Below are 23,512 nucleotides of genomic sequence, written 5' to 3'. Positions count from 1 at the left end.
TAATATTTGATAACGACAAGGCGGTTTAATCCGCCTTGAGTTGTTTTAAAATCGCCTTTAAAACTTCGATCCGTGCTGTATTTTTATCATCCGTAGCGATTACATACCAAGGTGCATAATCTGTGTTGGTTCGTTCGAACATGTCTGCAGCGGCTTTTAAATAATCGTCCCATTTATCACGATTACGCCAATCTTCTTCAGTAATCTTGAAACGCTTATGTGGAGTTTGTTCACGATCTTTAAATCGAACTTCTTGTTCATCTTTACTGATTGCAAGCCAAATTTTTACAATCACGGTTTGACTATCAACCAAATTTTCCTCAAACCGATTAATTTCATTATAAGCACGTTGCCATTCAACGACTGAAGCAAAACCCTCTACACGTTCCACCAGCACACGCCCATACCATGTACGATCAAAAATGGTAATTTTTCCGCCATCATTGAGTTTATTCCAAAAACGCCACAAATAAGGACGGCGTAATTCATAACGTTCAGGTGCAGCAATACTATGAATTTCATATTCACGTGGATCTAATTTTTTAACAATTCTTTTTATTGCTCCCCCTTTACCTGCGGCATCCATACCTTCAAAAGCAACAATCACTTTTCGTTCGTCATAACGTAATGCATCAGCTACTTTTTTGGTTAATTTGTTCAATTCTTCTTTGTAGTCATCTTTATCTAAGCTTTGTTTTGACGGTTCTAACAGTGCTGTGGGAATCTGTGCTTGTTGCCATTTTTCGGTGACTTTAGTTTGATGGTCAGGCAACTCTTGCAATGTTTGTAATATGTATTGAGCAAAACATTGATCACGTAGAGCTTCGTCTTCACCATCAATCACAAACCAATCATCGGTAAATCTTTGGCTTAACTCCTGCAAAGTATCGTATTGTTTTTTATTGCGCCAATCCAAACCATGTAATTTATGCCAATGCTGTTCCGAAGCATCAATTTGGTCTAAGCGTTTTTGTAAGGACTTCCACGATAAATCAAACCAAACTTTGACCACATGCACATTATTATGTTGTAAATCATGTTCAAAAGAACGCATCTGTTCGATATAAGCATCAAACAATGTTTCATCCAATGGTTTTGACACATGCATGGCGGTTGAAAGCAAGTCACTGTACCAATTCCCAAACATCACCACGATCTGACCTTCGGCAGGAATAAAACGCGTATAAGACTGCCAAAAAGTTTGATAGGTCGTTAATAACCGTGGTGCATCTGCTTTAACTCTTAAATAGCGTGGATCTAACCATTCACGTAATTGCTTAACCGCCTCACCTTTCCCTGCTAATTCAATCCCACTTACTAAAATCAGAACACTTTTTGCATTTTTTTTATCTTGGCTATCTTTTAAGGCATATTGTGCTTCAATCAAATCTAAAGACAACGCATCTTCATCACGTAATTCAAATTTGGGTTGTTGTATACTCATATTCGGCTCTAAATGGCTCATTATTAAGAATAAGTATAATGAAATCTATTTCACTGCATGCAAAACCCTTGTACAGTTTCTGTAGAACTCAATCCGTGTATCAACATAGTGACCGATTGTTAGACATTTAGAGTTTATGCTGTCATGGTTCTTCGTTATGATGCAGCCTATGATTTTCTGGTTTTATTTTATTTGAGTTCGAATATGTCAAAACTCGCTGCATTTGATCATCTTTTATTACAATACCAAACTCTGAATTACCACCAAAATCCAGCACTTAAGCAACGTCTGCATGAAGTACAAGCGTGGATGAAAGCACGCATCGCAGAAACCCATAAAGAATTTTTTGCTCTGCCTGAAAATCAACTGATGGCACAGTATTTTCTTAATCGCTTGTATGGCGGTCCTGATTTTGAGGCAATTGCACAGCAAATCGAACGCCTGTTGAAATATGCACATAAAGCAGAAAGCTTACTCCCTGAAAATGCAATTAAAACAGGAACAAAATCGGTCAGTCTTGCTGTACTTGCCACTCAACTCGATGAACAAGTCGCAGAACAACTACTCAAAGATTATCCTTTGGAAACACCACTCACTGATGAAATCATGCGCCAGACCTTAGTCAAACTCGATCAAGGCGATGTACGTTATGAACAATTACAATTACTTGACGAGCTTGGTCTCACATTAGATAAGTATATGCGCTCTACGATGATGTATGCGGCTTTTAAAATGTGTAAAGGCATTGCAACCAAATATCAATTTGAACCTATGTACGATTTTATCCAAGAAGGTTTTGCTGCAATGAAACCGATGAAGTCTGCTGCAACGTTTATCAAAACATTTACGGCAAAAGAACGTGAAATCATCGAAAAAGTCCACGCTGGTCACCCAAACCCATTTCGTGACTAAATTGAATTGATAGCCATCCCTCTTCGTATTCGGAGGGACTATTGAATTCCAAAACAAAAATTAAAAATGCTTTTGAGCGTGTGACTTTCTGTATATTATTCATAACAATGATATGCTAAACCCTGTAAAAAAATACAAAATCTGTCATCATGCTTGCTGATTCGTGCCGCTAGAGCGAAAGTTTAGGAGAAAACAATGTCTAACGAAAACCAACAGCCTACCCCAGAAGTTGAGCAAAACCCAAGTTCAGACAAAGTCAGTCCTTTCCTCAGTTCTCCACTTCCTCAAGGAGCGCCTCAAGGTCAACAGCAATCGTTAGAACAAGGTTCAACATCAACACCGAATACATCAGTACCAAAATATAATTTGCCACGTGGTGCCAACACGGGAAATGTTGGAGCAACCACTCACTTTGGCTATCAAACTGTAAGCAGTGATGATAAGGCACAAAAAGTTGCTGAAGTTTTTCATTCAGTCGCAAGTAAATACGACATTATGAATGACCTAATGTCATTCGGTATCCATCGTATTTGGAAACGTTTTGCGATTAATATGTCAGGTGTTCGCCGTGGTCAACATGTACTGGATATTGCTGGTGGTACAGGTGACTTAGCAAAAGTATTTAGCCGTGAAGTCGGTCCACAAGGTCATGTCGTACTCTCAGACATCAATGAATCCATGCTAAATGTAGGTCGTGATCGTCTGATTGATGCAGGCTGTACTAACGTTGATTTCGTACTTGCCAATGCTGAAACTTTAGAACCCTTTGCCGATAATAGTTTTGATTTAGTGACTATCAGTTTTGGTTTACGTAACGTGACGGATAAAGATGCCGCACTACAAGCCATGTACCGTGTGCTTAAGCCAGGTGGTCGTTTATTGGTTCTCGAATTCTCTAAACCTGTGTTCGAACCATTCTCTAAGCTTTACGATCTTTATTCATTCACTGCATTACCAATCATGGGTAAACTCGTTGCCAATGACTCTGAAAGTTACAAGTATCTTGCAGAATCTATTCGTATGCATCCAGACCAACGTACCCTCAAAGGCATGATGGAAAATGCAGGCTTCCAAAGCTGTGACTACCATAACCTCACTGGTGGTATTGTTGCAGTTCACCGCGGATTCAAACTTTAAGGCTTAAGATATGTGGTCGATTTTAGCACTGGGTGCAGTCGAACGTATCATTCATCAGGTGATTGATCTGGATGCGATTACCCGTATTCAGCTCAATCAGCTACAAGGTCAATTGTTGCGGGTGGTGATCGATCATCCACAGCTCTCGGTTGATGTTTTTTTTGATGAAAATAAAGTTCGTCTGGAACCTACCGTGACTGGACACAGTCAAACCCCATCAATATTTGAACAGCGTCCCTACGATGTCCAAAATAAAATTACAGATGCCACAGCCACCCTGCATGTCGCCAATGTGGTCGAATTAGTCAAACTTCTGCTCAGTGATATGGACCAGATTGGCAATATTCCCCTACAAGGCGATTACCATTTATTACAAGATATTCAAAGAATTATGCAGCAAGCAGAGCCTGATCTCGCTGCGCATTTATCGCCTTGGATTGGTCCACAACTGGCACATGAATTGGGTAAGATTCAACTTGCACCCAAACAACTCAAGCGTTCATTACAAAGCCATTTGTTCTTTATTGAAGATACTTTAAAAGAGGATAGCGGTTTATTTGCACCACGTTGGCAAATGGATGATCTTCATCGCAAAACGCGTCAACTCAATCAAGAATTAGATCGTTTAGAAGCGAAATTTCAACAGTTACACGCTTCATTTAATCCAGCAAAACATTCCTCACAAGACTAGGTAAGATTTTATATGATTCCGCATGTTACACGGTTACTCGAACTCTGGCGTATTGCAGCACATTATCGCCTTGACACCCTGTTCCATGCGGAAGAATTACCAGTAAAAGCCCGCCATGCCCTAAACATTATCAAAACTCATCCTGCGGCATGGTCAAGTCGAGAGAAAAAGAATCCGCTCAAGCTCAAAGAAGCTTTAGAGGATATGGGACCCTTAGCGATTAAACTGGGTCAGTTGCTTTCTACTCGTCGTGATTTGATTCCACCAGAAGTATTATCACAATTGGTGTTGTTACAAGACCGTGTCAAACCATATGACACCCAATTGGCAAAACAACGCATCCAAGAATCGCTCAAGGCTGATGTATCCACACTATTCTCTCGCTTTGATGAGCAACCCCTCGCTGCGGCATCGATTGCACAAGTTCATACTGCGGCTCTACATGATGGTCGTGAAGTGGTGGTCAAAGTCACTCGTCCTGATATTCGCAACCAGATTCTTCAGGACTTTGAAATTTTGGCATGGCTGGGTGACTGGCTGGAAAACCGTCTGGAAGCTGCCCGTGCGCTGCACCTGTCCGAGATCATTCAGGACTATCGTCAAATTATCTTGAATGAGCTTGATCTGAGTCTAGAAGCGGACAATACCCGCCGAATGCGTCATTACTTTACGGGCTCAAGCATGATGTATGTGCCTGAAGTCTATATGGACAGTAAGGATGTGATGGTGGCTGAACGCATCACGGGTGTGCCAATTTCTGATATTGCTACTTTTGATCGTTTGGGTATGGACCGTGCGGACTTGGCTGAAAAAGGTTTAACCATCTTCTTTACCCAAGTATTTCGAGACAACTTTTTCCATGCCGACATGCACCCCGGCAATGTCTTTGTCGAAACCATTAACCCAAGTAATCCACGCTTTATTGCGCTGGACTGTGCCATCATGGGTGAACTGTCCAAACATGACCAAATGACAGTTGCCCGTATGTTGCTTGCAGTAATGAATAGCAACTTTATGCAACTGATTCAGATCGTACATCAAGCAGGTTGGATTCCACCAGGCACAGATCAAGATGCCTTGTCACGTGAAATGCGCCGCACTGTTGGTCCAATGGTATCAAAACCGATGGATCAATTGGATTTCGCAGGAATTTTGATTCAGGTGATGGATATTGCACGTCGTTTCCATTTGGAAATTCCGCCGCAATTGATGCTATTACTCAAAACATTGGTACACGTAGAAGGCTTAGGCACAGATCTTTACCCACAACTCGATATTTGGAAACTGGCAAAGCCGATTCTGACCGAATGGGTCAAAGCCAATATGAATCCTGTTAAAAATATCAAAGAAATTGGACAACAGATTCCAGATCTATTATTAGGTGCTCAAGATTTACCAACATTATTAATTGATAGTTTAAATGGTTTAAAAAATCAATCGGCTTGGCAAGATAAGCAACTCCGTGAAATTCAGCAAATGCGCTTACAAATGCAACAACAGCAACGCCGTAGTTGGATGTTTGGTAGCACTATGCTGATTATACTCACCATTGCGATTATTAGTCCTTGGTTTGTCTCCATCATTTTAATCGTATTAAGTGCACTGATTGCAGTTTGGCGAATTATGAAATAAGTTCAAAAATCCCTTGCTCTGACAAGGGTTTTTTTATGGTTAAGATTTTTGAACAAGTTGACAGACTCTCTCCAGTTGGTGCTGGTTTATTACTACAACCTGCGGGCTTAGCTGTTTTTGAACATTTAGGCGTACTCGATCAGGCATTAAAACTCGGTGCAAAAGTCACAGGTTTAGAAGGGCAACTTCCCAATAAACGTCTCTTGGTGAATAGCGACTATCATCAGGCAGGTAACAACCTTTATGGTCTCGGTATTCATCGTGCAACCTTATGTCATGTCTTAACTGAAAAATTGGCGGAATATGCAAGTCATGTTACTTGGCGAATGAGTCATAACATTGAGAAAATTGAAGAACAGCCGAATGAAATTCGATTATTTGGCACTGATCAACAACACAACTTTGATGACTGTTTCGATGCGGTACTGACTGCCAATGGCGCGCGCAGCCAACTTCGTCCTAAAGCTTGGGTCAAAGTTGATCAAGCTTATCCGCGGGTGCAGCTTGGAGCATCGTGCCTGAATGTCTAAACTTAAATCCTGAAATTCTGCATCAATTCTATGATCGTTCTAAAATCATGATGGGCGTTCTGCCAACAGGTGCTATCCCAACGGCTCCTCAGCAAAGGCTTTCCAGTGTATTTTGGAGTTTGCCGACTTCACAACTGCAATCATTCTTAAAAACGGACGAATCAAAACAGGATTGGTTACAGCAAATTTCTAAGCGCTGGCCCGAAGTCGCAGAATGGCTTAAACAACTTTTATTGGATGAACAAAATCAACCACATGGCTCTCGGCACAGTATCGTGATGTGGTGATGTCTCAATACGGACAAGGTCGAATCGGTGTAATTGGTGATGCTGCACATGCAATGAGTCCACAATTGGGACAAGGTGCGAATATGGCGCTTTTAGATGCGTGGGCTTTTTCCCAATCATTACAAGCTGCTCAGAAAAATCAGCAAATTGACTGGTCAATATTATGGCAACACTATCACCAACAGCGTCGATCCTCGACTCAATTCTATCAGTTCCTTAGTCGTTTACTGACTCCACTTTATCAATCTGATCATTGGTGGGCGGGTAGCATACGTGATCTTACTTTCCCGTGGATGTATCAAATCCCCTATTTCCGTAAAGAAATGGCGATTACCATTTCAGGCTTAAAAAAGGGTATGTTCGAACAAATGAGCTATCAACAGATTGCGACATACCCACACAATGAAAATGCGTTAATTCAAAACAATCAATCACTACCTGAATATGACTAAGCGCAAAAATAGGATTTGAATTAAAAATGAAAATAAGTCATTTAGATCATTTAGTTCTGACAGTCGCTGATATTGAAATCAGTTGTCAGTTTTATCAATCTGCCCTGAATTTTGAAGTCATTACTTTTGGTAAAAACCGCAAAGCACTGTAATTTGGTCATCAAAAAATCAACCTGCATCAGGTTGGTAAAGAGTTCGAACCCAAAGCTTTTCACCTCACCGCTGGTTCAGCAGATTTATGTTTTATTGCCGAAACGCCATTAGAGGAAGTGATCGCATATCTTCAAGTACAGAATATTGACATCGTTGAAGGTCCAATCGAAAGAACTGGGGCAATCGGAAAAATTCTTTCGGTTTATTTACGTGATCCAGATCAGAACTTGATTGAAATCTCGAACTATCTTTAAAGCCTGATCCATGACTTTTTACCCAACAAGCATAGCCAACCTAAGCCACAAACGCTACACTAACGGCTTTCCACTCAATGGATTTTTCACTCATGTCAAACTGGTTAGATGAAGTTAAATTTGATTCCAATGGTCTTATTCCTGCCATTGCACAACATCATCAGACTGGTCGAGTGTTAATGGTTGCATGGATGAATCGTGAAGCATTACAACTGACGGCTGAAAAAAATCAAGCCGTGTATTACTCACGTTCACGTCAAAAATTGTGGCACAAAGGCGAAGAATCAGGGCACTTTCAAACAGTGCATGAAATTCGTTTAGATTGCGACGCCGATGTCATTATTCTACAAATTGAACAGCACGGCGGAATTGCTTGCCATACGGGTCGTGAGTCTTGTTTTTATCGTAAACTCACACCACAAGGTTGGGAAATTGTTGATGCTCAACTGAAAGATCCAACTGCAATTTACGGTGCATCTGCGAAAGTCGAAGCACACGATCATGGTCAGGCTGAACAAGTTGACGTACTTAGTCACTTAGGTCGTTTGATGCAAGAACGCAAAAAAGCTGAAGCAGATAGTTCTTATGTTGCCAGCCTATACAAAAAAGGCATCAATAAAATTTTAGAAAAAGTCGGCGAAGAAAGTGTGGAAAGCATTATTGCAGCCAAAGATTATGCAGCACATGCTTCTTTAGAAAATAAGCACGATCTGATTTATGAAGTTGCAGATTTATGGTTCCACAGTATTGTCATGCTCGGCTACTTCGACCTTGATCCACAAGAAGTCCTTGATGAACTTGCTCGTCGCCAAGGTCTATCTGGCTTGGTTGAAAAAGCCAATCGTAGTCAAGAAGCGTAAACCTCGCCTGTGTCGAATATCGAGAAACCCAAAGCTACCTACGAGCAAGCGATTGCAATAGATAACGCGCGTTTAGGTCAATCCTTTAAAGTGATTGCGTATGCTGGCACAGGTAAAACCACGACTTTACAAATGATCAGTGATGCCATGCCCGAACGGCGTGGTATGTATTTGGCTTTTAACAAAGCGATTGCATCTGAAGCACAGAGTAAATTTCACGGCAATGTCAATTGTCGTACCTTTCACTCTCTTGCCTTTCGTAGCGTACCCCGTGGCGTGACTGATAAATTACGACTACCACGTTTAAGCCCAAGTTTTATTGCTAAAGAATATCGTTTAGAGCCTATTACGCTCCGTCGTTTAATGGGTGGACGTTACGAAAAATATGTGCTGATGCCAAGTCGCCTTGCGAGTTTGGTTGCCAATGCTGTCAGCTATTTCTGCTCGACCAGCTCACAATATCCTGCCCCTCGCCATATTCAAGCGCCAAGCTGGTTGCATCAAGATGATATTGAATCGTTACAACAACACTTATATCCAGCAGTTGAACGCCGTTGGTTAGAGTCAATTGATCAAAACCATCAAGCAGGGATTGGTCACGATATTTACCTCAAACTTTGGGCATTATCAGAACCTAATATTCCAACAGATTATGTTCTGTTTGATGAAGCACAAGATGCTGACCCACTCATGTTGGGTATTTTACTACGTCAAAAAAGCACACAAGTGATTTATGTCGGTGATGCACATCAGCAAATCTATGCGTGGCGTGGTGCAGTCAATGCAATGCAACAGATGCCTTTACATGAAAGTCGCTTAACGACTTCATTCCGTTTTGGTGATGCGATTGCTGATGTTGCCAATAGTCTGCTTGGTGCATTAAACGAAACTGTTCCGCTATTGGGTAATCCAAATGTTAAATCAAGTATAGTGAATAAACCCCATACCAAAATGCGCGATGCAATTTTGTGTCGTACCAATGCGCGTGCAATGGAACTCCTACTTTCTGGTTTAGTGCATGGCGACAAAGTCAGCCTACAAGCTGATCATCAGAAACTCAGTCGTTTTGTGGATGCCGCTAGTTTACTCAAACAAGGCAAACGAATCACTGATGTACCAGAGCTTGCTTGGTTTAATTCATGGCATGATGTACATGAATATTGCGAAACCAATGACGGGAGCGACATCAAACCTTTGGTCAAACTGGTCGATGATCATGGTACTGAGCCACTCAAGAAAGCACTTGCCAAAATCACGCCGATTGAGCAAGCAGATTATGTCATTTCAACTGCACACAAAGCCAAAGGCTTGGAATGGAATCGTGTGCATATTGAAGATGATTACCAATTTAAAATAAATGGCCTAGAACATAAAATTACAGATGAGGAATTAAGACTACTTTATGTTGCCTGTACTCGTGCTAAAGTAAGTTTAAATATTCATCATCTTTACGATTTAATACAACAATTAAAACGGGGCGCTCCCTCAAGTCTTCGCCAGTCCGTAGGTTAAAGCGCTTATGTTCAGGGAGAGCTTATGCAACTTGAATCAGTGCTATTTAAACATGTTGGCATGTTTCGCGACTTAACTATTGAATTTCAACCGACTCAACGTCCAATTACACTTATTTTAGGTGAGCAAGCTACAGGCAAAACTACAATTTTAAAAAATATCTATCAAGCCTTAACGTGGTTTTCCGCACGTTATAAAGATATTCGTACTGCAGGTGTCGTGATTGCTGATCAAGATATTTTGTTGACACGCTTACAAGCCAAAGTTCAAGTCCAAGTTAGAATGAGCAGTGAATTAACTCATCATCTACCAGAAAGTAGCTCTGCACAAACGACTGATACTCAGAATTGTAGTTGGAAGTTATTTAAAACGTTTAACAGTCAAGGCGTTGGAATTAGCCAAGTTGAAACGCAGCAACTTGATCAAATGGTATCGCTATACCAAAAAACCAGTCTTCAAGATCCATTATTTGGATTACCGTTAATTGCGTATTATCCTGCCGAACGCTTTGTACAAGAGGTTAATTTACAAAGCAAGAATGCACCAGGAACACTACAAGATATTGCTGCCTACGATTTAACAGCGATTCCATACACAACTTTTGCGCGTTTCTTTGAGTGGCTACGGGAAATTAGTGATGTTGAAAATGCTCACTCTGCCCATATCGTCAGACGTCTTATTGGCAACGATTTCAGTCAGCAGAATCAATCAGAGGTTTTGCAGCAATTACAACAAGAACTGATGAATCATCCTAAACAACTTTCAGCACCTAATTTATATGCGCTGAAAAAAAGCTTACATACCATCTTTCCAGAATTGAATGATATCTATATTCAATATATTCCTAAACTTCAATTAATGGTGCGTTACAAAGATCAGACCATTCCCTTTCAGCAATTATCGGCCTCTCTTAAATCATGGATTGCATTGGTCGGTGACATTACACGTCGTTTATGCTTGCTTAATCCACATTGTTTCGACCCATGTTTAGAAGGTGAAGGCATATTATTAATTGATCAAATTGAGCATCAGTTAGATCAAAATATGAGTGCTGAAATTTTAGAGCGTTTGCATCAAGCATTTCCAAGACTACAAATTATTGCTTCAGGCAATCGCGATGAATTATTAGAACATGCGTTAGAATATCAATACTTCAGGTTAGGTGATAAAGAAATTTATGAGATTAATCTTGAGAAATCTCAACAACAACTTTCACAACTCTATAATGAGTTAAGTCAATCAGAAAGCGTTCTCTTGCAGCAGAATCAACACTTATTAGAATCAGAAAATTTGGTCAGTAAAGTTGATGAACTCTTTCATCAAATCCAAGCGCTTGATGAACAAGAAAAGAGTCATTTACTTCATCTACTTAAAATTGATGATACCCCTCAAGAGACATCACTTTAAGATTGATTGCATCATTAATCCTTATAAACTAGAGGTCAATTTTTTCTTTTGAATAGGTCTTCTGTACTGAAACACTAGATTGTAGGGACAAGCATTTGATCCAAGACCAGATCTCTATCCCTGTTAGGTACACAGATAATCGAATGGAAAATATTCAATTAAATAGCGAACAAAAAACGTTGATAGACAAGTTTTAGCGACAAAGATGTTGTTATTTTCATGTAATAACATCAGATTTTTGTTGATTTTTTATAGTAAAATAAAATTCATTTTTTACTTTCAAGTTGTGCAATACAACTTGCCCTTTCCGTTAACTTGATTGGGTTTCGAGACTTGAAACTTTGGCTTTCTCTTTGAATGCCTTAAGTCTTGGAAGAAAATCCACCATTAGGTCTCTCTCGACCTAAATCATCGACATGGATACCAGTGTGCTACCGATTATTATTTTATTACCACTCATACTTGGCACAACCCTTGTCTCACAATTGCAACGTATTTCACGGGGTATGACGGCAATTGGAGCAATTGGCATTAGCCTGAGTTGTTTTATTTTACTGCTTAGCCAAGCTGAAACGGTTTTACAGGGTAATGCCCTGCAACAGAGTTGGGAATGGCTTCCACAACTGGGCATCAATCTTAGTTTTCGCCTTGATGCATTAGGATTATTGTTCGGTTTACTCATTAGTGGGATCGGCACACTGATTTATATTTATGCCTATTATTATCTCAGCCCTAAAAACTCACTCAGTAAACTGTATCAGTTGCTCATGCTATTCATGGCAGCGATGCTTGGAATTTCACTCTCCAACAATTTGATTATCTTACTTGTATTTTGGGAACTGACAAGTATTTCTTCATTCTTGCTCGTGGGCTATTGGAGTCAATATGATGCCGCCCAACGTGGTGCGCGTATGGCACTCACGATCACAGGGATGGGCGGTTTGGCGATGCTAGGGGGCTTTGTCCTCTTAGGACAGATGGCAGGTACTTACCAGATTGACCAATTGGTGTTAATGAAAGAGTCTATTCAGCAGCATCAATTATTTGTTCCCACTCTACTGCTCATTTTACTAGGTGCATTTACCAAAAGTGCGCAATTCCCATTTCACTTTTGGTTGCCAAATGCAATGGCAGCACCTACGCCTGTTTCAGCCTATCTCCACTCAGCAACGATGGTGAAAGCAGGTATATTTTTATTAGCCCGCTTAGCTCCGCTCTTTATTGGGGCAGCGTTGTACCACAATATCGTAACTTTCGTCGGTTTATTCACTTTATGTATGGCAGCGGGTTTCGCCATATTCAAAGAAGATCTCAAAGGGCTTTTAGCTTATTCAACTATCAGCCATTTAGGTTTGATTGTTTGTTTACTCGGCATCGGTTCACCACTCGCTGTTGCAGCAGCAATCTTTCATATCATTAATCATGCAACATTCAAAGCTGCTCTTTTCATGATTGCAGGTATTATTGATCATGAAACAGGAACACGTGATTTACGTAAGCTCAGTGGTATCTGGCAACTTCTTCCGTTCACAGGTACTTTAACCATGATCACCGCTGCTTCGATGGCTGGTGTACCGCTAACCAATGGCTTTATTTCCAAAGAGATGTTCTTTACGGAATTACTGGCAAACCTATCAGGTCCAGTAATGATAATTGCAGCGATCGTGGCAACTTTATCCGGTATTTTTGCTGTTACTTATTCTATTCGCTTGGTACATGGCGTGTTCTTTGATGGTGGGCTTGGTAAACACGTTCCTAATAAAGATGCACACGAACCGCCTCTCGGAATGCGCTTACCTGCGATTATATTAGCGACATTATGTATTCTGGTCGGCATTCTGCCTGCACTATTGGCTGGAACAGTCGTGAATAGTGTAACGCGCGCGAGTTTGGCTCAACCTGAATTTGAGGGTGTTCATTTAGCGATTTGGCACGGTATTAATGCACCTTTAATCATGAGTCTAGTTGCATTAATGGGTGGTGGTTTATTTTACTTTAGCCTCATTAAAAATCAGCATTTACGTAAAATTGACTTAGACCCTTATTTAGGTAAATTCCAAGGCAAACTTTTATTTGAATCATTCCTGAAGCATCTCTTACTTACCAGTCGAAAAATCAAACAAAAGACTGAAACAGGTTCTCTACAAAGTTATCTTCTTTGGATTGTTTTCTTTAGCATTATTATGGTGGGTTTACCTTTATTTAATCAGGGTTTAACAACTGGCACACGAGAGCTTACCCATGCCCCATGGATTGCCGTAGTCTTATGGCTCACATTATTCTCTGGCTGTTGGATGATGTTGTGGTTCCACCACGAACGGATTAAAGCTGTTTTAATTAGTGGTGCTGTTGGACTTGTCGTCACCATGGTGTTTGTCACCTTATCTGCACCAGATCTTGCACTTACGCAGATTACTGTTGATGTTGTTACTACTGTTTTATTGTTGATGAGCTTATCACTATTACCGCAGTTAACCCCTTACGAATCGAGCCGTCCACGCCGTTGGCGAGATGCAAGCTTAGCAATCGCAGGTGGTATCGGTATTGGTTGGATTACATGGCTAATATTAACGCGAGAACATAATTCAATCTCATGGTTCTTCTTACAGCAATCCCTCCCATTAGGCGGTGGTTCAAACGTCGTCAACGTTATCCTTGTTGATTTCCGTGGTTTTGATACCTTCGGTGAAATTACAGTATTGGGTATTGCAGCAATAGGAGCACTGTGCCTCATGGATGGTATGCGTGCACATGGCACCACCATGACACAAGGTTTATCTTATCGTTTTAACCCTTCACCATTGATGTTACGAATTTCAGCCTCATGGGTACTTCCCCTTGCCCTTGTCGTCAGTATCTACATTTTTATGCGTGGTCATAACTATCCGGGGGGTGGCTTCATTGCAGGTCTGATTACGGCAATGGCGCTGATTATTCAATATATTGTTTTAGGTCAGGATAGAACCGAACAACTGATCAAAGCAAAATCTGGTCGTTTATATGAGATTTGGATTGGCTCAGGTTTAGCAATTGCAGGTTTAACAGGTATTGCAGCTTGGTTTTGGACACGCCCATTCTTAACAACAGCACATATTTATATAGAACCACCATTATTTGGAAAAATGCATTTAGCTTCGGCTGTGTCATTTGATCTCGGGGTTTATATGACCGTTGTTGGCGCGACAATGCTGCTAATTTCAGTCTTAGGGGATTCGCGTCACTCAAGTATGTCAGGACCTGTTCCAAGTGGAGATAAATAAACATGGTTAGTATTGAATTTTTACTCGCTTCAGGAATTGGTCTGCTAACAGCAACAGGCATCTATTTAATTTTACGTGCTAGAACCTTTCCTGTCGTACTCGGTCTGGCCATGATCGGTTATGCCGTAAATTTATTTTTATTTGCAGTCGGTCGTATTCAAATTAATGCACCTGCAATCATTACAGAAACAACTAAAGTAACAGATCCGTTACCGCAAGCGTTGGTACTCACTGCGATTGTGATTGGTTTTGCAACAACCGCTTTTATTGTACAGCTTGCTTTACGCAGTCGTTATGAATCTGGAACAGATCATGTTGACTCCAAAGAAGAAGCAACTGTGACTTATGACCCACGTGAGGATGAGCCATAATGTTTGATTTCAATAATTTTTGGCATGCTCATACTCCTATTTTAAGTATTTTGATTCCAGCATTTACGAGTTTTTTATTACTTTTATTAGGCAATCCCGGTTCTGGTTCTCTAAAACAAGATTGGCGCCAACCTTGGCGACGTGGCATTAGCTTAGGTTCTGCACTTCTAGGCTTAATCACAGCAATCAGTTATTTGATGATCGCCAATACAGGGCAAGTTACCGTTTACCAACTTGGTGAATGGTCTGCTCCTTTTGGAATTGTTTTAGTTCTTGATCGTCTTGCTGCATTCATGTTGGTACTCACTTATGCACTTGCAGTGCCTGTCATTTGGTATGCAAGTGATAACTGGGATACCCGTGGGCGCTATTTCCACACCATGTTCCATTTTTTGTTAATGGGTATAGCGGGTGCATTCCTGACAGGTGACTTATTTAACTTATTCGTGTTTTTTGAAATCCTGTTAATGGCATCTTATGTATTGCTATTACATGGTCAAGGGCGACCACGTTTCCAGCTAGGCATACATTACGTCACGATTAACTTACTCGCATCAGCGCTATTTTTGATTGGTTTAGGGATGATCTACGGCAGCGTTGGTAGTTTAAATATGGCTGATGTGAGTCGCCTTATCCCAACCTTAGACAGCGATCAACATAAACTTGCAATCGCGGGTGGCTTGTTACTGTTTGTGGTATTTGGAATTAAAGCAGCAATGCTACCTGTCGGCTTTTGGCTACCAAAAACCTATGCTGTTGCAAGCACACCCGTTGCTGCAATTTTTACTATTATGACCAAAGTTGGTATTTATGCCATTCTGCGTGTCAATGGTACTGTTTTTGATGATGCAATGGCACAGAGTATTTTCAAAAACTGCTTATTAATGATTGGTTTGATTACTTCACTCTATGGTGTAATCGGCGCAATTGCTGCTGAACGCTTACGCCGTTTTGTTGGCTTTATGGTGTTGTCATCGATTGGAACATTACTCATCGCTATTGCCATGTTGAATACCCAAGCATGGTCAGCAGCATTGTATTATTTAGTCCACAGCACCCTAATTGCGGCTGCATTCTATTTGTTTTGTGGTTGGATGACTGCGCAACGTGGTTCATTCAAAGATCATTTAAAAGTTGCACCGAAAATCAAACAGGAAAAAGCGGCTGCTTTTACTTATTTTACCATTGCACTCATGATGGCAGGTTTACCTCCTTTCAGTGGTTTTCTAGGTAAAGTTTTTATCTTACAGGCTACCGCTGAAACGCCTTATCAGGGTTGGATTATTGCTGTTATTCTGATTGTTAGCTTACTTAGCATTATCGCATTCACACGTGTTGGTTTTATCCTTTTTTGGCGTGCTAGTCCACCCGAAGAAAATCCTAAAGAACCAGCATATACCGCTTATCAATCACTACCTGATACAGCACCTCATCGGAATGAAAAAGCAATCTATGTATTACTGATTGCTTTGATGAGTTATGTTGTATTTGCAGCACCAATTCAAAGTTATACAACTTCAACTGCACAACAAATTCAAAATCATGCGCTTTATCAACAAGCGATTCTAAAACATGATAGTCAAGGTCGTGCCATTAGCGTGCAGCCATTTGATGCAGCATATTTACCTGAAACTAAATATGGCGGTGAGGTTGAGGATCATAATGCGGTATTAATTCCAGATGTTATCTCAAAACCGATGCTACAAGGCGAACATATTTCGGAATATAAACAACGTCAAATTGCTGAGCAAACTTTATCAAATCCAACTATTCCAAATGCCACACAATTAAAACCGATGGAGGAACACTAATGCAAAAACGTGCTTTGCTTGATCGTTGGTTTCCCCACCCCTTTGTGTCATTTTTAATTTTTGTGACTTGGCTCATGCTGTCACATAGTTTAGACATCACAGATATTTTTATTGCAATTCTATTAGGTATCTTTGTTTCACGTTTGGTAAGTCCTTTTATTGCACGCACACCCCATATTCATTGGTTACCTGCAATCAAACTTTTTTTTGTGGTGTTATGGGATATTGTGATTTCCAACTTTCGTGTAGCTAAAATGGTGCTTGGACCAATGGATGAGTTGCGTCCAAAATGGTATCGCGTGCCATTAGAAACTGAACATGAGCAAGTAAATACGCTACTCGCAATGATCATTACAACGACGCCAGGTACAGTATCAGCAGGGATTGATCAAGAGCGAGGAGATATTTTAGTTCATGCACTCAGTACCGATAATGCTGAATTAGATATTCAAGACATCAAAAATCGTTATGAGCTACCTTTGCTCGAAATCTTTGATGTAAAGATTGCAGAAGGAGCAGCAAAATGACCATTTTACCTTATGCACTTGCGATTAGTTTAGTGGCAATCACTATTTCCATGTTTCTTTGTCTCATCCGCATGATCATTGGACCATCTGTTGTTGATCGCCTGTTAGCACTCGATACTCTTTTTCTTAATGCAACATGCCTAATTGTGGTGTTAGGCATCTATTGGGCAAGTACCAATGTATTTGAAGGTGCTTTGTTGGTAGCGATGCTCGGTTTCGTTTCAACTGTTGCACTGGCTCGCTATTTTACCACTGGACATGTGATTGATTAAGGAGAGAGGTTATGCAAATAATTTTTGAGATTATCATTTCGTTCTTTTTGATCTTTGGTGCATTTTTTATGCTCGTAGGTTCCATCGGAATGATTCGCCTACCCGACTTATTTATGCGTCTGCATGCACCGACTAAATCAAGTACGTTAGGCTTGGGGAGTTTTTTAATTGCAGCTATGGTATTTGAAGCGACTCAAGGTCGTTTCGGTTTTGCTGAATTATTGATTACTTTATTTGCCTTTATTACTGCCCCAGTATCAGCAAATTTAATGGCACAAGCTGCAATTCATTTACGTTTGCGTTCAACCAGTGGTGATGTTCCAGAAGCTTTAAATCGTCCGCTACCGTGGCAACGTTATCGTCGTAATGCAGAAAAGAAAGATCAACTGTAAGTTGGTCTTTTTATTGAGCTCAATGTATTTTTTTAAGTTTTAGAAAGCCTAAACCAATTAACTCGCTGAAAGATATAATTTTAATAGAAAAAATCATATCAATCTAAACAATGATCTATAGCACAAAAGAAAGCCACCCGAAGGTGGCTTTCTTTTAGAACTTATTCTTTATCGTCTTGCCCTTGTTCAGGCAGATCCTTCACAGCTTCCGCGATCAAACCAAACATATAGTTACCATAGGCATTCGTTTTATCGTAATGGAAACGCAATCTTGGCGTAATACGTGTCTTGATACGACGGCTCAATTCATGACGCAAGAAACCAGAAGCTTTATTCAATACATCTAAAGTTTCTTTATTTGCGACTTCACTTTGCTCATCACCAAGTTCACGTCCCATCACAGTGACATAAACTTCAGCATAACCCATGTCTGCACTAACTTTCACCGCAGAGATGGTCACTAGACCACCTAAGCGAGGATCTTTAAGCTCTTGACGGATCAGCTCAGACAACTCACGTTGTACTGAATCCGCCATGCGCTTTAAGCGTTGGCTACCCGCCATTAAAGACTCCGTTTAATCAATTGAACATCATAGACTTCGATTTTGTCTTTAACTTTGATGTCTTTATAACCTTTGACTGCAAGGCCACATTCCATACCAGCACGAACTTCTTCAACCACTTCTTTATAACGACGAAGAGATTCAAGTTCACCTTGGAATACAACCACGTCATCACGTAATACGCGAATCGGTTTATTGCGATGCAATGTACCTTCAAGTACCATACAGCCAGCTGCTGCACCAAACTTACTTGAGTGGAAGACTTCACGTACTTCTGCAACACCCAAGATCGTTTCACGATGTTCAGGTGCAAGCTTACCGCTCATTGCAGCTTTTACATCATCAATTAAATGATAGATGACGCTGTAATAACGAATATCGATGCCATCTTGATCAGATTTTTGACGAGCCGTGTTATCTGCACGAACGTTGAAACCTAATAATACTGCTTCTGAAGATTCAGCTAAAGTCACATCTGACTCAGTAATTGCACCAACACCAGAACCAATGATGCGGACTTTCACTTCATCTGTAGAAAGTTCATCAAGCGCAACATGTAATGCTTCTAAAGTACCACGTACATCTGTTTTGAGTACGACATTCACATAAGGAATATCTTTTTTACCCATAGATGCCATGATGTTTTCAAGACGCATTGCACTGGCACGCTCTAGACGCTTATGACGTTCACGATCTGAACGAGCATCTGCAACTTCACGTGCCTTCTTCTCATCATTCACGACAAGAACTTCATCACCTGCCATTGGTGCATCAGGTAAACCTAAAATTTCAACTGGAATTGAAGGACCCGCTGAAGTGATACGTTGACCATTTTCATCAACCATCGCACGTACACGACCATAAGATGAACCCGCAAGAACCAAGTCACCAATGTTCAATGTACCATTTTGTACAAGAATTGATGTTACTGCACCACGACCTTTGTCAACACGTGCTTCAATCACCACACCTTGCGCCGCGCCTTCTGCTGAAGCTTTAAGCTCCATCAATTCAGCTTGGATCAAGATGAGATCAAGTAACTCATCGATACCCGCACCAGAGTGTGCTGAAACTTTAGCGATAGGTGTATCCCCACCCCACTCTTCAGGCACGATTTCTTTATGTGCTAATTCATTTAATACACGATCGACATCAGCAGATTCTTTGTCCATCTTGTTAATAGCAACAATAATCGGTGTGCCCGCAGCACGCGCATGGTCAATTGCTTCCGCTGTTTGTGGCATCACACCATCATCAGCAGCAACAACAAGTACCACGATATCAGTCGCTTTCGCACCACGTGCACGCATTGATGTAAACGCAGCATGTCCTGGTGTATCTAAGAAAGTAATAATGCCTTTCTCAGTTTCAACATGGTATGCACCGATATGCTGGGTAATACCACCCGCTTCGCCTGCTGCCACTTTAGAACGACGAATGCGATCAAGTAACGATGTCTTACCATGGTCAACGTGACCCATGATTGTGACCACTGGCGGACGAGTCGTTTGTTCGCCACGAGCTTCTTCAGCTGCAACTAATAAGTTGTCTTCTGCTTGTGTATCAGAAACTAAAACTGGATTGTGACCCAATTCTTCAACTACCAATACTGCTGTATCTTGATCAATCGCTTGGTTTTGAGTAACAAGTTCACCCATTTTCATCAGGGTCTTAATGACTTCACGAACCTTAACCGCCATTTTTTGTGCAAGATCGGCAACGATAATCTTCTCACCAATCTCAACATCATAAACCTGTTTTTTCACAGGTTTTTCAAAACCATGCTTGTTGGATTGGCTGGTTTTCAAACCGCGCTTATGATGACTTTTGCTGAAGCTCTGCTCAGCCTGAGCATCACCACCTCGGCCACCTTTCTTGCTTGCACGTGGATTTGCAGTCGCACCACCACGCTTGATTTCACGGTCTTCCTTGTTGAAAGAATCTTCATATGCCTGACCAACAAGTCCAGCGGCTAAAGGTGAATCATCAATCACACGAATGGTTGTGGTTGCATCATCACTTGAATATTTTGAAGCCATCTGGCGCATTTGCTCCAGTGTACGCTTCTGTGCTTCTTCCGCAGCTTTACGGCGTACAGCTTCTTCAGTCGCCTTTAACTTGGCTGCTTCTGCTTCACGGGCTTTTTTCTGTTCAGGTGTTTCTGTTGGCTTGACAACAGGTGCTTTAATTACCTTGTCGCTACCCCGTTTCTTCACCACAACTGCGGTTTTTGCAGGAGCTTGTGAAGCACTCTCAGAAGTATGTGCTGCACGCATTGCTTCTAACGTTGCATTGGCTTTTTGTTCAGCTACATTACGTGCATTTTGAACAGCTAAATCACGTGCATTTTGCTCTGCGCGTACTTTAGCATCTGCTTCTGCACGTGCTTTCGCTTCTGCTGCAAGTAATTCTGGATTTGGTTTAGCAAAAACTTGTTTCTTGCGAACTTCAACATTAATGTTTTTTGCTTTACCCGAAGTACTTGTTACTTTAGCAGTACTGGTTGTTTTACGTTTCAACGCAATTTTTCCTGTGTTACCACTGTCCTGACCATGTACTTTTTTCAAATGATTGACCAAAGTATTTTGCTGTTCAGCGGTAATAATGTCATCTGCTTTACGCTGTGGTAGACCTGCTTCGCGAACCTGCTCTAGGAGTTTCTCTACAGGACGTTCTACGCTGAGCGCTAACTCTTGAATCGACTTGTCCGTCATCTATTATCTCCTAGTTAAACCATGATTCACGTGCTTTCATGATCAATTGACCTGCTTTGTCATGACCTAAACCTTCGATATCCGAAATATCATCAGTCGCTTGATCAGCCAAATCATCAATTGTAATCACACCACGCGCCGCCAATGCATAAGCAATCTCAGTGGTCATACCATCCATACCGAGAAGTTCTGCGCTTGGCTCTTGAATATTTTCTTGCTGTTTCAGTGCATCAGTTAAAGCAGCTTCTTTAGCACGGCTTTGAAGCAATTCAACTAAATCCGCATCTAGTTCAATTTCATCAAATGTTTCAGCTGGAACATAAGCAATCTCTTCTAATGAAGTAAAGCCCATTTCCACCAATGCCATTGCTAAATCTTCTTCAATATCGAGACGTGTAACAAACATATCTAAATACTGTTGTGCTTCATTTTGCTGACGAGCACGATACTCTTCTTCTAACATCATGTCGAGTTTATAACCCGTCAATTCCGATGCTAAACGAACATTTTGCCCTTGCGAACCAATTGCACGTGCTAACTGATCATTCGTTGCGAAGATAATATCTGCACTACGTGCATCTTCATCTAGTACAATACCTGATACATCAGCTGGCTCTAATGCGCTTGCAATATATTGTGCTGGATCATCTGACCACACCACGACATCAATACGCTCACCATTCAACTCTTGTTGTACTGCTTGAATACGTGTACCACGCATACCAATACATGCACCTACAGGGTCAATACGATGGTCATTGGTTTTCACTGCAATTTTAGCACGAACACCCGGTTGACGAGCAGCTGCTTTAATTTCGATGATTTCTTCAGAAATTTCTGGAATTTCTTTTTTCATCAATGCAATTAACATCTCAGGACGAGCACGAGATAATAATAATTGCGCGCCACGACCTTCGCGGTTTACGCTGTATAAAATGGCATTGATACGTTGCTTAGGACGCAAAATTTCTTTGTGAATGGTTTCTTCACGCGCCAAGTAAGCTTCAGCGTTATCACCTAGATCAATGATGAAACCATCTTTGGTTTGTTTTTTGACTTCGCCGTAAATCAACTCACCCACTTTAGATTCATAGGCATCGGCAACCAAAGCACGCTCAGCTTCACGAATCTTTTGTACAATGACTTGTTTCGCAATTTGAGCAGCAATACGACCAAACTCAATTGACTCAACTTCTAGCTCACGCACATCACCGATTGACCATTTTGATGGATCAACATCTGAGATTGCATCTTGGCAAGCTGGCATTTCATGATCTTCATCCGCCACAACTGTCCACTGACGAAAAGTGCGATAATCACCTGTTTTACGATCAATCTCAATACGAAGCTGTGCTTCTTCTGAATGGGTTCCTTCGTAAAACTTTTTCTTCGTTGCTGCAACAAGTGCTTGCTCTAATGCTTGGAAGATCGCCTCACGACTAACACCTTTTTCATTACTAACCGTTTCTGCAACGGTAAGAATTTCGCGGCCCATAAGTCACCTACCGATTTCTTATAAAATTAAGTTAATATTAGTCTTGATAGATTAAATTTGCTTTATCAATATTATTACTATCAATTTCAAGTACATGCTTACCTTCCACTTCAACTTGAATAATTTCATTTTCTAAGTCTACAGAAAGTAATTTCGCTTGAAACTTACGACGATTTTCGACGGCAGCAATTAATCGTAAAGCCACTTGTTGCCCAATATAAGCAGGCAATTGATTGAGTTGGAAAAATGGACGATCCCAGCCTGGTGAAGAGACTTCTAAAGCATATTCACCTGAAATTGGATCATGAACATCAAGCATTGCACCCACTTGTTGTGTCACTAAAACACAATCTTGAACGCCAATACCACGCCCTTGTTCAACTTCGCCATCTTCATTCAAGATAGGTTCAACATTCTCATCAACTGCTTTATCAATATAAATACGTAATAAAGAACGTTTACCTTGTGGTAGGAATTCAATCCCCCATAGATCTACACCACACGCAGCTACTGCTGGCGCGATTAGATCATTCAATGCTTGAGATTTATTTGATAATTTCATTTACTCTCGTCGCTCTCATGCGAGCCAATCAATCTTAACCGTATAGTGAAGCACGACTATTTGACCAATTGATGTCGAACACTACACGATAGCTAAACAACCAATAAAAAAGGGCGTAAATCGCCCCTATGTTACACAGAAAACCGAAGTCCACTGTGCAAAAAGGCCCACCTTATTGTGAGCCTCTTTTAGAAACTTGGTAGCGGGAGCTGGATTTGAACCAACGACCTTCGGGTTATGAGCCCGACGAGCTACCAGACTGCTCCATCCCGCA

18 protein-coding genes, 1 tRNA gene and 2 pseudogenes are annotated in these 23,512 nt (G+C 40.9%); 15 read left to right on the top strand and 6 right to left on the bottom strand.

Annotation, left to right across the window (positions count from 1 at the left end; all coding sequences use genetic code 11):
• Nucleotides 1-25: 25 nt before the first annotated feature.
• Nucleotides 26-1,444, bottom strand: coding sequence for a phosphate--AMP phosphotransferase (locus tag NO346_RS03470; protein WP_256414240.1), 1,419 nt, complete (start codon nt 1,442-1,444; stop codon nt 26-28).
• Nucleotides 1,445-1,648: 204 nt separating this feature from the next.
• On the opposite strand from NO346_RS03470, the gene NO346_RS03465 reads away from it, so the two are divergent.
• The 15 genes and pseudogenes from NO346_RS03465 (at nt 1,649) to NO346_RS03395 (ending at nt 17,904) form a co-directional block, all read left to right on the top strand.
• A complete protein-coding gene (locus NO346_RS03465) occupies nt 1,649-2,356 on the top strand; it encodes a hypothetical protein (protein ID WP_178882992.1) in 708 nt (235 codons plus the stop codon).
• A gap of 195 nt (nt 2,357-2,551) precedes the next feature.
• Nucleotides 2,552-3,493 (top strand): bifunctional demethylmenaquinone methyltransferase/2-methoxy-6-polyprenyl-1,4-benzoquinol methylase UbiE, encoded by a 942-nt coding sequence (ubiE, locus tag NO346_RS03460; protein ID WP_256414239.1) that lies wholly within the window; start codon nt 2,552-2,554, stop codon nt 3,491-3,493.
• A 10-nt stretch (nt 3,494-3,503) separates the two neighbouring features.
• Nucleotides 3,504-4,184, top strand: a complete 681-nt coding sequence (locus NO346_RS03455; RefSeq protein ID WP_178882993.1) for an SCP2 domain-containing protein — start codon at nt 3,504-3,506, stop codon at nt 4,182-4,184.
• 12 nt (nt 4,185-4,196) lie between these two features.
• Nucleotides 4,197-5,816 carry an AarF/ABC1/UbiB kinase family protein gene (locus NO346_RS03450; RefSeq protein WP_256414238.1) on the top strand — a complete coding sequence of 540 codons (1,620 nt, stop codon included), beginning with the start codon at nt 4,197-4,199 and terminating at the stop codon, nt 5,814-5,816.
• Between the two features lie 38 nt (nt 5,817-5,854).
• Nucleotides 5,855-7,085 (top strand): annotated as a pseudogene (locus NO346_RS03445) (FAD-dependent oxidoreductase); the annotation flags it as partial.
• Nucleotides 7,086-7,111: 26 nt separating this feature from the next.
• A pseudogene (locus tag NO346_RS03440) lies at nt 7,112-7,492 on the top strand (VOC family protein).
• A 92-nt stretch (nt 7,493-7,584) separates the two neighbouring features.
• Nucleotides 7,585-8,352, top strand: coding sequence for a bifunctional phosphoribosyl-AMP cyclohydrolase/phosphoribosyl-ATP diphosphatase HisIE (gene hisIE, locus NO346_RS03435; protein WP_256414237.1), 768 nt, complete (start codon nt 7,585-7,587; stop codon nt 8,350-8,352).
• 9 nt (nt 8,353-8,361) lie between these two features.
• On the top strand, nt 8,362-9,864 hold the full coding sequence (locus tag NO346_RS03430; RefSeq protein ID WP_256414236.1) for a UvrD-helicase domain-containing protein: 1,503 nt from the start codon (nt 8,362-8,364) through the stop codon (nt 9,862-9,864).
• A 24-nt stretch (nt 9,865-9,888) separates the two neighbouring features.
• Entirely contained in the window at nt 9,889-11,271 is a 1,383-nt protein-coding gene (locus NO346_RS03425; RefSeq protein ID WP_256414235.1) for an AAA family ATPase, read from the top strand.
• A gap of 416 nt (nt 11,272-11,687) precedes the next feature.
• Complete coding sequence (locus NO346_RS03420) at nt 11,688-14,531, top strand: monovalent cation/H+ antiporter subunit A (RefSeq protein ID WP_256414234.1); 2,844 nt, start codon at nt 11,688-11,690, stop codon at nt 14,529-14,531.
• Nucleotides 14,532-14,533: 2 nt separating this feature from the next.
• Nucleotides 14,534-14,902 carry a Na+/H+ antiporter subunit C gene (locus NO346_RS03415; protein ID WP_005218581.1) on the top strand — a complete coding sequence of 123 codons (369 nt, stop codon included), beginning with the start codon at nt 14,534-14,536 and terminating at the stop codon, nt 14,900-14,902.
• On the top strand, nt 14,902-16,713 hold the full coding sequence (locus NO346_RS03410; RefSeq protein ID WP_256414233.1) for a monovalent cation/H+ antiporter subunit D: 1,812 nt from the start codon (nt 14,902-14,904) through the stop codon (nt 16,711-16,713). Before NO346_RS03415 ends, NO346_RS03410 begins: the two co-directional genes overlap by 1 nt.
• On the top strand, nt 16,713-17,240 hold the full coding sequence (locus tag NO346_RS03405; protein ID WP_256414232.1) for a Na+/H+ antiporter subunit E: 528 nt from the start codon (nt 16,713-16,715) through the stop codon (nt 17,238-17,240). Before NO346_RS03410 ends, NO346_RS03405 begins: the two co-directional genes overlap by 1 nt.
• Complete coding sequence (locus NO346_RS03400; protein ID WP_004659265.1) at nt 17,237-17,512, top strand: monovalent cation/H+ antiporter subunit F; 276 nt, start codon at nt 17,237-17,239, stop codon at nt 17,510-17,512. Before NO346_RS03405 ends, NO346_RS03400 begins: the two co-directional genes overlap by 4 nt.
• An 11-nt stretch (nt 17,513-17,523) precedes the next feature.
• Nucleotides 17,524-17,904: a Na+/H+ antiporter subunit G gene (locus tag NO346_RS03395; RefSeq protein WP_256414231.1), complete on the top strand. Its 381-nt coding sequence runs from the start codon at nt 17,524-17,526 to the stop codon at nt 17,902-17,904.
• A 161-nt stretch (nt 17,905-18,065) separates the two neighbouring features.
• On the opposite strand, the gene NO346_RS03390 is transcribed toward NO346_RS03395, so the two are convergent.
• The 5 genes from NO346_RS03390 to NO346_RS03370 form a co-directional block, all read right to left on the bottom strand.
• The gene (locus NO346_RS03390; protein ID WP_004659268.1) at nt 18,066-18,467 is read right to left on the bottom strand and encodes a ribosome-binding factor A; all 402 of its coding nucleotides are present in this window, start codon (nt 18,465-18,467) and stop codon (nt 18,066-18,068) included.
• Nucleotides 18,467-21,181: a translation initiation factor IF-2 gene (gene infB, locus NO346_RS03385; RefSeq protein WP_256414230.1), complete on the bottom strand. Its 2,715-nt coding sequence runs from the start codon at nt 21,179-21,181 to the stop codon at nt 18,467-18,469. Before infB ends, NO346_RS03390 begins: the two co-directional genes overlap by 1 nt.
• A 10-nt stretch (nt 21,182-21,191) precedes the next feature.
• The gene (nusA, locus tag NO346_RS03380; protein WP_005218583.1) at nt 21,192-22,676 is read right to left on the bottom strand and encodes a transcription termination factor NusA; all 1,485 of its coding nucleotides are present in this window, start codon (nt 22,674-22,676) and stop codon (nt 21,192-21,194) included.
• A gap of 37 nt (nt 22,677-22,713) precedes the next feature.
• A complete protein-coding gene (gene rimP / locus NO346_RS03375) occupies nt 22,714-23,238 on the bottom strand; it encodes a ribosome maturation factor RimP (RefSeq protein ID WP_256414229.1) in 525 nt (174 codons plus the stop codon).
• A 197-nt stretch (nt 23,239-23,435) separates the two neighbouring features.
• Nucleotides 23,436-23,512, bottom strand: a tRNA-Met gene (locus NO346_RS03370).

It is taken from the genome of Acinetobacter sp. 5862 (assembly GCF_024494585.1).
GTDB lineage: Bacteria > Pseudomonadota > Gammaproteobacteria > Pseudomonadales > Moraxellaceae > Acinetobacter.
This window is presented reverse-complemented; position numbering and strand designations above follow the sequence as displayed.

Coding starts and splice junctions, on each gene's coding strand:
- NO346_RS03390 (WP_004659268.1), bottom strand. CDS start 18,467: ATGGCGGGTAGCCAACGCTTAAAGCGCATGGCGGATTCAGTACAACGT.
- NO346_RS03395 (WP_256414231.1), top strand. CDS start 17,524: ATGCAAATAATTTTTGAGATTATCATTTCGTTCTTTTTGATCTTTGGT.
- NO346_RS03400 (WP_004659265.1), top strand. CDS start 17,237: ATGACCATTTTACCTTATGCACTTGCGATTAGTTTAGTGGCAATCACT.
- ubiE (WP_256414239.1), top strand. CDS start 2,552: ATGTCTAACGAAAACCAACAGCCTACCCCAGAAGTTGAGCAAAACCCA.
- NO346_RS03465 (WP_178882992.1), top strand. CDS start 1,649: ATGTCAAAACTCGCTGCATTTGATCATCTTTTATTACAATACCAAACT.
- nusA (WP_005218583.1), bottom strand. CDS start 22,676: ATGGGCCGCGAAATTCTTACCGTTGCAGAAACGGTTAGTAATGAAAAA.
- NO346_RS03470 (WP_256414240.1), bottom strand. CDS start 1,444: ATGAGTATACAACAACCCAAATTTGAATTACGTGATGAAGATGCGTTG.
- rimP (WP_256414229.1), bottom strand. CDS start 23,238: ATGAAATTATCAAATAAATCTCAAGCATTGAATGATCTAATCGCGCCA.
- NO346_RS03455 (WP_178882993.1), top strand. CDS start 3,504: ATGTGGTCGATTTTAGCACTGGGTGCAGTCGAACGTATCATTCATCAG.
- hisIE (WP_256414237.1), top strand. CDS start 7,585: ATGTCAAACTGGTTAGATGAAGTTAAATTTGATTCCAATGGTCTTATT.
- NO346_RS03420 (WP_256414234.1), top strand. CDS start 11,688: ATGGATACCAGTGTGCTACCGATTATTATTTTATTACCACTCATACTT.
- NO346_RS03450 (WP_256414238.1), top strand. CDS start 4,197: ATGATTCCGCATGTTACACGGTTACTCGAACTCTGGCGTATTGCAGCA.
- NO346_RS03415 (WP_005218581.1), top strand. CDS start 14,534: ATGGTTAGTATTGAATTTTTACTCGCTTCAGGAATTGGTCTGCTAACA.
- NO346_RS03410 (WP_256414233.1), top strand. CDS start 14,902: ATGTTTGATTTCAATAATTTTTGGCATGCTCATACTCCTATTTTAAGT.
- NO346_RS03425 (WP_256414235.1), top strand. CDS start 9,889: ATGCAACTTGAATCAGTGCTATTTAAACATGTTGGCATGTTTCGCGAC.
- NO346_RS03405 (WP_256414232.1), top strand. CDS start 16,713: ATGCAAAAACGTGCTTTGCTTGATCGTTGGTTTCCCCACCCCTTTGTG.
- infB (WP_256414230.1), bottom strand. CDS start 21,181: ATGACGGACAAGTCGATTCAAGAGTTAGCGCTCAGCGTAGAACGTCCT.